This is a genomic window from Pseudomonas fluorescens (genome assembly GCF_902497785.1).
Taxonomy (GTDB): domain Bacteria; phylum Pseudomonadota; class Gammaproteobacteria; order Pseudomonadales; family Pseudomonadaceae; genus Aquipseudomonas; species Aquipseudomonas fluorescens_BO.
The window spans coordinates 91,814-101,041 of the sequence record NZ_CABVHK010000024.1 but is presented as its reverse complement, the minus strand read 5'-3'; the positions used below and the strand labels follow the sequence as shown (position 1 = coordinate 101,041).

Sequence of the window (9,228 nt, the reverse complement as noted above, 5' to 3'; positions counted from 1 at the left end):
CCGCCCAGACCAAGCTCGCTCCCACAGGTTCGGTGTCTGCCCAACAGCCATTGGTGCAAGCCTGCTGTGCGAAAAGTCGTTACTATAAGCGCCTCTTTGCCTGCCTTGCCATGGACACCATGACCGAGAACGACTATCTGATCGCTTGGGGCCTTTACGCCTTTGCCGCTTTGGGCTGCCTGTTGGTGTGGATGCGCATGACCCGCTGGATGTGGCGCTGGCTGCGCGAGCCGCTGCGACTGCTGGTGGCGGTGTTGCTGTTCAGCCCGACCATCATTGATCCGGTGAAGGAAAAAGTCGCCCCGGCTATCGCCATTACCGCTTTGGACCTGGCGTTCAAAGTCGGCAACAACGCCTGGCGGGCGGTTTCCGATCTGTTGATGTACGGCATGATCGCCTTCGGTATCTACCTGGTGTTCGTGGCGATTCGTTTCCCGCTCGAACGCGCCTCCAACGCCCGCAAGGAGCGCACCGCCGCCGCCAAGGCTGCGGTCCGGGCCGACGAGCCTGAAGAGGATCATCCTTTCGGCGGTGCCGGCGATGATCGCTACGGTCGCCCGCCAGTCCCGAGCAATCCCCAGCGCATGCGGGTCGAACCGCGTTTGTAACCTTGCCCCTGCCTTTCAGAGAATCCGAGCATGTGTGAGTTATTGGGCATGAGCGCCAATGTCCCGACCGATATCGTGTTCAGCTTCACCGGGCTGATGCAACGCGGCGGCCGCACCGGCCCGCACCGTGACGGTTGGGGCATCGCATTCTATGAAGGCCGTGGCCTGCGCCTGTTCCAGGACCCGGCGGCCAGCTGCGAGTCGGAAGTCGCGAACCTGGTGCAGCGCTATCCGATCAAGAGCGAAGTGGTGATCGGCCACATCCGCCAGGCCAACGTCGGCAAGGTCTGCCTGTCCAACACCCATCCGTTTGTGCGCGAACTGTGGGGTCGCAACTGGTGCTTCGCGCATAACGGCCAGTTGGCGGAGTTTGAACCGATCAAGAGTTTTTACCGCCCGGTCGGCGACACCGACAGCGAAGCGGCCTTTTGCGATTTGCTCAACCGCGTGCGCGCAGCGTTTCCCGAGCCGGTCGACATCGAAGCATTGTTGCCGGACCTGGTCGCAGCCTGCGCCGAATACCGCAGCAAAGGCGTGTTCAATTGCCTGCTCAGCGACGGCGACTGGCTGTTCTGCTATTGCTCCACCAAACTGGCGCAGATTACCCGCCGTGCCCCGTTTGGCCCGGCGCGCTTGAAGGATGTCGATGTGATCGTCGATTTCCAGGCGGAAACCACGCCCAACGACGTGGTCACCGTGATCGCCACCGAACCCCTGACCGAAAACGAAACCTGGACCCGCTACGAACCGGGCCAATGGAGCCTCTGGCGACGCGGTGAATGCGTCAGCCAGGGCAAGACCGAATAAGGATTGCGCCCCATGTTGCTCAGTTATCTACGGCTGGTGTTATTCGCGGCGGGCCTGTTGATCGGTGTCCAGGTGCCGGGGTTTATCAACGATTACGCCCAGCGCATCGAAGCGCATCTGATTGAGGCGCAGACCGGTTTGAGCGGGTTTCAAGGCACGGCCAATCAGTTCTTCAAGGGTGACATGCAGGCCTTGGTCGCCCATTACCGCGCCAGCGAAGACCCGATTTTTCGCAGCGATGCCGACAGCCTGAGTAACCTGCTCACCCGTCAGCTCGCGCTCGATAAGCAACACCAGGCGATGCAAGGCCCGTGGTACATCCGTTTCCTGCAAGTGGTGCTGGCTGCCGACCCGGATATTCGCAAGGAAACCTGGAACGGCTACAGCTACCAGATCCTGCTGACCCCGCAAGCGATGATCTGGGGCATGAGCGGCGCGTTGTTGCTGTCCTTCGGGATCGAATGCCTGTTCCGGCTGATCGACTGGGTGGTGCTGGGCGGCAAACGCCTGCGCCAGAGCCGGCCGATTGAAGACCGCGACGTGCGCGGGCTCTAACGATTGGCGTGTTACTTGTGGCGAGGGGATTTATCCCCGTTGGACTGCGGAGCAGTCCCATTTTTTGGGGCCGCTTCGCTGCCCAACGGGGATAAATCCCCTCTCCACAGGATGTGATCAATCAGCCAGGGTGATGTAGTTTTCACCCACCTTGCGCGCATACCCCTCCAGCACCTGCTGACACAACGCCACAATCTCCTCGACCCATTCCACCCCGATGCGCCACGACACCACCACTTGCAAGTCCGGTGGCCGTTGGTCGATGGCCAGCAAGGTCAATTCCCCCCGCGCCAGCTCCTCGGCCACCAGTACCGGCGGCAACGCGCCGATGCCGAAGCCGTCGCGCAGCAGCCGGGTAATCGCCGACACCGAATTCACGCAGTTGAGCCTTGGCGTCAGGACGCCGTTGGCCTGCATCAGCGCAAGAATGTCTTGATGGGGATGGGAGTTTTTCGAGTAAGTAATGATGCGTTCCCGCGCCAGGTCGGTAATGCCGGCGTACTCGCGGTTGTAGATCGAGTTGCTGGCGACGATCCAGCCCATTGGATGACTCGCCAGCTCCAGGCTGCGCACGCTTTCCTGGCGCAGCAGGTCGGTTTGCAGGATCAGATCGAGGAAGCCTTTTTGCAGCTGATCGCAGAGGTTCAGCGCAGTATCGGCCACCAGCTCGATTTCAACTAAAGGATAGTGGTCCATCATTTGCGCCACCAACGGGCTCAACCACGTGTGAATCACCGTGTCCATCACACCGATCCGCACCCGTCCGACCTTGCTCGAACGCGTCTCGATCGACTGCTTGAGCGCCTGCATGGTGTCCATCATTTGCTCGGCGTATTCGAGCACTTTCAAGCCTTCGGGCGTCAGGCTCACGCCGCGCGAGTCACGCAAAAACAGCTTCACTCCGAGCTCGCCTTCAAGCACGGCGATGCGACTGGAAATCGACGCCTGGGTGGTGAAGAGCTTGTCTGCGGTCAGGCGGAAACTCTTGAGTCGGGCGACCCAGACAAAGGTCTCGAGAAACTTCAGGTTCATGGAATCAACTTTTTCTTATGCCTAGGCCGGGGTTTTATTAGTTGGACGCAGCAGGGCCGGGCGCCCAAAAATCAGGCCATCCGGTTCCCACGATAGGCGTCGTCGGGGCTCAGAACAATACCAATAAAATTTGCGCGGAGACTTTTGCCATGAGTGCGCCCGACACCCCCTTCACCCCGAAAGCCACCGCTCGGCCGGGACCTTTCGACTGGTACCGCAACATCAATCAGCAGGAGCGCCGAACGTTCTGGAGCTGCAAGATCGGCTACGGCCTGGACGGCATGGACACCCAGATGCTCAGCTTCGTGGTGCCGACCCTGATTGCGATGTGGGGCATCACCACCGGCGAAGCAGGGTTGATTCACACCAGCACACTGATCGCCTCGGCCATCGGCGGCTGGGTGGCGGGGATTCTCTCCGACCGCATCGGGCGCGTACGCACCCTGCAACTGACGGTGCTGTGGTTTGCCTTCTTCACCTTCCTCTGTGGCTTCGCACAAAACTATGAACAACTGCTGATCAGCCGCACCTTGATGGGTTTCGGCTTCGGCGGTGAGTGGACCGCCGGCGCGGTGTTGATGGGCGAAGTGATTCGTGCCAAGGACCGCGGCAAAGCGGTGGGCATGGTGCAATCGGGTTGGGCGCTGGGATGGGGGCTGACGGCGATTTTGTATGCGCTGCTGTTCTCGGTATTGCCTCCCGAAGATGCCTGGCGCGCGCTGTTCATCCTCGGCATCGTGCCGGCTATTTTCGTGATTTTCGTCCGGCGCCTGGTCAAGGACCCGGAGATTTATCGCGAAGCCAAAGCCCGACAGGAACCGAGCAACCCGGCGAAATTCTATGAGATTTTTGCCCCCGGCATCCTCTTCACCACGATCCGCGCTTCGGTGCTGACCACCGGCGCACTCGGCGGTTACTACGCAATCACCTCCTGGCTGCCGACCTTTCTGAAGAACGAACGCGGCTTGAGCGTACTCGGCACGGGCGGTTATCTGGCGATGGTGATCGTCGGTTCCTACGTCGGGTACGTGATCAGCGCCTATTTGACTGACATCCTTGGCCGTAAGAAAAATTTCATTCTGTTCGCCGTCGGCTCATTCACCATCGTGCTGCTCTACACCCAATTGCCGGTCAGCAATGGCGTGATGCTGTGGCTGGGCTTTCCTTTGGGCTTCTTCGCTTCGGGGATTTTCAGCGGCATGGGCGCGTTTTTGACCGAGCTGTTTCCGACGCGGATCCGCGGTTCCGGCCAGGGCTTTTGTTACAACATCGGCCGGGCGCTGGCGGCGTTGTTTCCGCTGCTGATCGGCTTGCTCAGTCAGAAGGTGCCGTTAAGCGTGGGCATCGGGGCGTTTGCGGCAATTTCCTACGGGGTTGTGATACTCGCGGCACTGAGTTTGCCGGAAACCCGTGGCAAGCAACTGGATGCGCAGTAATCTGCCGACATCTGAAAAGAATAAAACCTACAGGAGTGTTCACCGTGAGCCGCCTGCTATTGAATTGCGACATCGGCGAGAGTTTCGGTCAGTGGACCATGGGTCTGGACGCGGAAGTCATGCCCTTCATCGATTGCGCCAACATCGCCTGCGGCTTCCACGCCGGCGACCCGAGCATCATGCGCAAGACCGTCAGCCTGGCCCTGGGCAACGGCGTGCAGATCGGCGCGCATCCGGCCTATCAGGATCTGGTCGGTTTCGGCCGGCGTTCCATGGCGTATACCGCCCAGGAACTTCAAGACATCCTGCATTACCAGATCGGCGCCCTCGACGGCCTGTGCCGGGCTCAGGGCGGACGCGTCAGTTACGTCAAACCCCACGGCGCGATGTACAACGACATGATGGCCAACCCCGCGCAATTACGCGCCGTCCTGCAAGCCGTCGCGTCTTATGACCGGACCTTGCCGCTGATGCTGATGGCCACTCGCGACAACAGCGCTGCGCAGCAATTGGGCGACGAATACGGCGTGACGCTGTGGTTCGAAGCTTTCGCCGATCGCGCCTACGACAGCGCCGGCAGACTGGTTTCGCGACAACTGCCGGGCGCGGTGCATCACGATCCGCAAACAATCATTGAACAGGCACTGACCATTGCCCGTGGCGACCCCCTCACCGCCAGCGACGGCAGCGCCTTGCACTTGCAGGCCAACACCCTGTGCGTACACGGCGACAACGCCAGTTCGGTGGCGGCCGTGCGCCGGATTCGCGAAGCCCTCGATCAGCAGAGCGCACCATGAAACTGCGCATAGAGGTGGTCGCGCTGGATTGCCTGATGGTGCGTCTGTTCGATGACATTGCCGAAGCCAACATGCCGTGGATGCTCGCTGCCAGTGAAAACCTGCGTGCGGCGTTCGGTGCTCATTTGATTGATCTGGTGCCGTCGTATACGACGTTGATGGTGCATTACGAGCTGACTGCCTTGAGTCCGGCTCAGGCGCGGGAGTTGATCTCCAGCGCCTTGATCGATCTGTCGCCCAACACCCGCACCGGCGGTCAGTGTCATGTGCTGCCGGTCTGGTATGACCTGAGCGTCGGCCCGGAGTTGAGCTTGTTGTCACAACGCAGCGGACTGACGGTGGACGAGGTGATCCGTCGCCACAGCGGGCGCGAGTATCAGGTGTTCGCCTTGGGCTTCGCGCCGGGTTTTGCCTTTATGGGGCTGGTGGAAGAAGTGCTGGCGGCGCCGCGTCTGAATACGCCACGCAAAAAAGTCGCGGCCGGTAGCGTGGGCATCGCCGAGCGGCAGACCGCTGCTTACCCCGTAGTGTCCCCCGGCGGCTGGAACCTGATCGGGCGCACCCCCGCCCGGCTGTTCGACCGCGAACGCGACGGCTACAGCCTGATGCAACCGGGCGACACCGTGCGCTTCGAAGCGGTCAGCCACGCCGAGTTCATCAACCTGGGCGGTGACGACACGCCACTGGAGGCGCAGGCATGAGCCGTCTATCGATTGAAGCGAGTACACCGTTGTGCCTGTTGCAGGATGCCGGGCGTTTTGGCGTGCGGCATCTGGGCGTGACTCAGGGCGGGGCGCTGGATTGGCGATCGATGTCGTGGGCGAACAGTTTGCTGGGCAACGAGCTGGATGCGCCCGTGGTCGAAATCACCTTGGGCGGATTTAGCGTGCTCGCTGAGGATGATTGCTTGCTGGCGCTGGCCGGGGCAGATCTGGGCGCGCAACTGGACGGTCAGGCGCTCGCGCCGTGGCGCAGTTTCAAGCTGCGCAAAGGTCAGCGCTTGCGATTCACTCAACCACTGCTGGGGGCGCGGGCTTACCTCGCGGCACCGGGCGGGTTTGATGCGCCGAAAGTCTTGGGCAGCAGTGCGACGGTGCTGCGTGAAGAGTTGGGCGGGCTGGACGGTATGGGCCGCGCATTGGTCGAAGGCGCAACCTTGAGTTACGCCACTGATGCGCCGCTGCTGACGCGCGAGTTGCCCTTTGAGCAGGTGCCGGATTTCAAGCTCGATTCACCACTGGACCTGGTGATCGGCGCGCAGATCGGTGAGTTCAGCGGGCAGAGTCTGTTCGATGCATTCAACAGCGTCTGGACCCTCGACAGCCGGGCCGATCGCATGGGTATCCGCCTGCTGGGGACGGCGCTTGAATACCAAGGCAAACCGATGATTTCCGAAGGTATCCCGCTCGGCGCGCTTCAAGTGCCACCGGACGGGCAGCCGATTGTGTTGCTCAATGACCGGCAGACGATTGGTGGTTATCCGCGCTTGGGGGCGTTGACGCCGTTAGCGCTGGCGCGGCTGGCGCAGTGTTTGCCGGGGGCGAAGGTGAGGTTGCGGCCGGTGGTGCAGGACGTGGCGCATCGGCAACACATCGAGTATTTGCGCAGGTTTTCGGACCGTTAGAAGCTTCGCGAGCAGGCTCGCTCCCACCGTGGAATTCAGTTGTACACAAATTATGTGTTCGCCGAAGATCAACTGTGGGAGCGAGCTTGCTCGCGAAAGCGATCGACAAGTCACCCGGGATTACTTGGAAAGAAACCGCATCCCTTCCTCAAGCCCCCGCAACGTCAGCGGGTACATCTGATCATCAATCAAATCCCGCACAATGTTGGTCGACGACGTGTAGCTCCACGTGTCTTTCGGGTACGGGTTAATCCAGATCAGCTTCTTGTACTTTTCCTTGAACCGCTGCATCCACACATAACCGGCTTCTTCGTTCCAATGCTCGACGCTGCCGCCGGCCTGGGTGATTTCGTAAGGCGCCATTGCCGCGTCGCCAATGAATATCACTTTGTAGTCGGCACCGTACTTGTGCAGCAGGTCCTGGGTCGACGTGCGCTCAGAGGTGCGGCGCATGTTGTTCTTCCACACCGATTCATAAATGAAGTTGTGGAAGTAGAAATACTCCAGATGCTTGAACTCGGTCTTGCAGGCCGAGAACAGCTCCTCGCAGATTTTCACGTGCGCATCCATCGAGCCGCCGATGTCGAACAGCAGCAACAGCTTGACGGTGTTGCGCCGCTCCGGCCGCATCTGAATGTTCAGCAGACCGGCATCTTTAGCGGTGTGGTCGATGGTGCCGTCGATGTCCAGTTCTTCAGCCGCACCCTGACGGGCGAATTTACGCAGGCGACGCAAGGCGACCTTGATGTTGCGCGTGCCCAGTTCCACCGAATCGTCGAGGTTCTTGTACTCGCGCTGGTCCCAGACCTTGACCGCCTTGCCCTGGCGCTTGCCGGCATCGCCGACCCGTATCCCTTCCGGGTTGAAGCCACCGGAACCGAACGGGCTGGTGCCACCGGTGCCGATCCACTTGTTGCCGCCGGCGTGGCGTTCCTTTTGTTCTTCGAGGCGTTTCTTGAACTCTTCAATCAGTTTGTCGAGGCCACCGAGAGACTGGATCGCCGCGCGCTCTTCGTCGGTCAGCGAGCGCTCGAATTCCTTGCGCAACCAGTCTTCAGGAATCAACGCCTGAAGATGGTCGTCGAGCTTTTCCAGGCCGTTGAAGTAGGCCCCGAACGCCCGGTCGAACTTGTCGAAATGCTTTTCGTCCTTCACCAGGATCGCCCGGGACAGGTAATAGAACTCGTCCATGTCGGCGAAGGTCACGCGCTGTTTCAGCGCGTTGATCAGGTCCAGCAATTCGCGCACCGAGACCGGAACCTTGGCTGCGCGCATTTCATTGAACAGATTGAGCAGCATGGCGTTAGCCCCCGCTTTTGTTAAAAAAAGCAGAGCTTAGCGAGTGCCGCGACGGCTCATGAACGCCAGGCGCTCAAGCAGTTGCACGTCCTGCTCGTTCTTGACCAACGCACCGGCCAGCGGTGGAATCGCCTTGGTTGGATCGCGTTCGCGCAGCACCGCTTCGCCAATGTTGTCGGCCATCAGCAGTTTCAGCCAGTCCACCAGTTCGGAAGTCGAGGGCTTCTTCTTCAAGCCTGGCACCTTGCGCACGTCGAAGAACACGTCCAGCGCTTCGCTGACCAAATCCTTCTTGATGTCCGGGTAATGCACGTCGACGATCTTCTGCAATGTCACGCGATCCGGGAAGGCGATGTAATGGAAGAAGCAGCGGCGCAGGAACGCGTCAGGCAGCTCTTTTTCGTTGTTGGAGGTAATGATGATGATCGGGCGCTTTTTGGCCTTGATGGTCTCGTCGATTTCGTAGACGTAGAACTCCATCTTGTCGAGTTCTTGCAGCAGGTCGTTGGGGAACTCGATGTCGGCCTTGTCGATCTCGTCGATCAGCAGAATCACTCGCTCATCAGACTCGAATGCCTCCCAGAGCTTGCCCTTTTTCAGGTAGTTGCGCACGTCGTGGACCTTTTCCGTGCCCAGCTGCGAATCGCGCAGCCGGCTGACGGCGTCGTACTCGTAAAGGCCTTGGTGGGCCTTGGTCGTGGACTTGATGTGCCAGGTGATCAGCTTGGCGCCGAAGGACTCGGCCAGTTGCTCGGCGAGCATGGTCTTGCCAGTGCCCGGCTCGCCCTTGACCAGCAGCGGACGCTCCAGGGTGATGGCGGCGTTGACCGCCAGCTTCAGGTCATCGGTGGCGACGTAGGCCTGGGTGCCTTCGAACTTCATCTGCTAATCCTCGAACGGTAACGCCGTCCTGACGGGCAGGGCGGGGCGCAATAATTGTAGTACCCGACTATAACGCGATGCCCTGTCGACTGTGAACGCAGACGGCTTATTCAGTCTCTGAATAGAGCGTCACATCTTGACTCAGTCTCGGCGGCTGGCCAGTATTGAGCTATCGCCATTTTGGCTAT

At 60.3% G+C, this 9,228-nt stretch carries 10 protein-coding genes; 7 read left to right on the top strand and 3 right to left on the bottom strand.

Annotation, left to right across the window (positions count from 1 at the left end):
• The first annotated feature begins 110 nt into the window (after window positions 1–110).
• From F8N62_RS28475 to F8N62_RS28465, 3 genes are read left to right on the top strand one after another with little or no spacing between them, the layout of a single operon-like run.
• On the top strand, window positions 111–608 hold the full coding sequence (locus F8N62_RS28475; protein ID WP_150713805.1) for an MFS transporter: 498 nt from the start codon (window positions 111–113) through the stop codon (window positions 606–608).
• 30 nt (window positions 609–638) lie between these two features.
• Window positions 639–1,415: a class II glutamine amidotransferase gene (locus F8N62_RS28470; protein WP_150713804.1), complete on the top strand. Its 777-nt coding sequence runs from the start codon at window positions 639–641 to the stop codon at window positions 1,413–1,415.
• A 12-nt stretch (window positions 1,416–1,427) separates the two neighbouring features.
• Window positions 1,428–1,970 (top strand): DUF2937 family protein, encoded by a 543-nt coding sequence (locus tag F8N62_RS28465; protein ID WP_150713803.1) that lies wholly within the window; start codon window positions 1,428–1,430, stop codon window positions 1,968–1,970.
• 117 nt (window positions 1,971–2,087) lie between these two features.
• On the opposite strand, the gene F8N62_RS28460 is transcribed toward F8N62_RS28465, so the two are convergent.
• Window positions 2,088–3,002 (bottom strand): LysR family transcriptional regulator, encoded by a 915-nt coding sequence (locus tag F8N62_RS28460; protein ID WP_150713802.1) that lies wholly within the window; start codon window positions 3,000–3,002, stop codon window positions 2,088–2,090.
• Between the two features lie 149 nt (window positions 3,003–3,151).
• Here F8N62_RS28460 and F8N62_RS28455 point away from each other — a divergent pair, with 149 nt between their 5' ends.
• The 4 genes from F8N62_RS28455 to F8N62_RS28440 are packed head-to-tail and all read left to right on the top strand — an operon-like array spanning window position 3,152 to window position 6,859.
• Entirely contained in the window at window positions 3,152–4,438 is a 1,287-nt protein-coding gene (locus F8N62_RS28455; protein ID WP_150713801.1) for an MFS transporter, read from the top strand.
• A gap of 44 nt (window positions 4,439–4,482) precedes the next feature.
• Window positions 4,483–5,235 (top strand): 5-oxoprolinase subunit PxpA, encoded by a 753-nt coding sequence (locus F8N62_RS28450; protein WP_150713800.1) that lies wholly within the window; start codon window positions 4,483–4,485, stop codon window positions 5,233–5,235.
• A complete protein-coding gene (locus tag F8N62_RS28445) occupies window positions 5,232–5,936 on the top strand; it encodes a 5-oxoprolinase subunit B family protein (RefSeq protein WP_150713799.1) in 705 nt (234 codons plus the stop codon). The genes F8N62_RS28450 and F8N62_RS28445 overlap by 4 nt, the downstream gene beginning before the upstream one ends.
• The gene (locus F8N62_RS28440; RefSeq protein ID WP_150713798.1) at window positions 5,933–6,859 is read left to right on the top strand and encodes a biotin-dependent carboxyltransferase family protein; all 927 of its coding nucleotides are present in this window, start codon (window positions 5,933–5,935) and stop codon (window positions 6,857–6,859) included. Before F8N62_RS28445 ends, F8N62_RS28440 begins: the two co-directional genes overlap by 4 nt.
• A 120-nt stretch (window positions 6,860–6,979) precedes the next feature.
• Here the strand turns inward: F8N62_RS28440 and F8N62_RS28435 are convergent, their stop codons facing one another.
• Both F8N62_RS28435 and F8N62_RS28430 read right to left on the bottom strand, forming a co-directional pair.
• Window positions 6,980–8,158 carry a vWA domain-containing protein gene (locus F8N62_RS28435; protein WP_150713797.1) on the bottom strand — a complete coding sequence of 393 codons (1,179 nt, stop codon included), beginning with the start codon at window positions 8,156–8,158 and terminating at the stop codon, window positions 6,980–6,982.
• Window positions 8,159–8,194: 36 nt separating this feature from the next.
• Window positions 8,195–9,040 (bottom strand): AAA family ATPase, encoded by an 846-nt coding sequence (locus F8N62_RS28430; RefSeq protein ID WP_150713796.1) that lies wholly within the window; start codon window positions 9,038–9,040, stop codon window positions 8,195–8,197.
• Window positions 9,041–9,228: the final 188 nt, after the last annotated feature.

Bases quoted from the DNA above. Each gene is read 5' to 3' on its own strand.
- F8N62_RS28435 (WP_150713797.1), bottom strand. From the start codon at position 8,158: ATGCTGCTCAATCTGTTCAATGAAATGCGCGCAGCCAAGGTTCCGGTC.
- F8N62_RS28445 (WP_150713799.1), top strand. From the start codon at position 5,232: ATGAAACTGCGCATAGAGGTGGTCGCGCTGGATTGCCTGATGGTGCGT.
- F8N62_RS28460 (WP_150713802.1), bottom strand. From the start codon at position 3,002: ATGAACCTGAAGTTTCTCGAGACCTTTGTCTGGGTCGCCCGACTCAAG.
- F8N62_RS28440 (WP_150713798.1), top strand. From the start codon at position 5,933: ATGAGCCGTCTATCGATTGAAGCGAGTACACCGTTGTGCCTGTTGCAG.
- F8N62_RS28470 (WP_150713804.1), top strand. From the start codon at position 639: ATGTGTGAGTTATTGGGCATGAGCGCCAATGTCCCGACCGATATCGTG.
- F8N62_RS28430 (WP_150713796.1), bottom strand. From the start codon at position 9,040: ATGAAGTTCGAAGGCACCCAGGCCTACGTCGCCACCGATGACCTGAAG.
- F8N62_RS28455 (WP_150713801.1), top strand. From the start codon at position 3,152: ATGAGTGCGCCCGACACCCCCTTCACCCCGAAAGCCACCGCTCGGCCG.
- F8N62_RS28465 (WP_150713803.1), top strand. From the start codon at position 1,428: ATGTTGCTCAGTTATCTACGGCTGGTGTTATTCGCGGCGGGCCTGTTG.
- F8N62_RS28475 (WP_150713805.1), top strand. From the start codon at position 111: ATGGACACCATGACCGAGAACGACTATCTGATCGCTTGGGGCCTTTAC.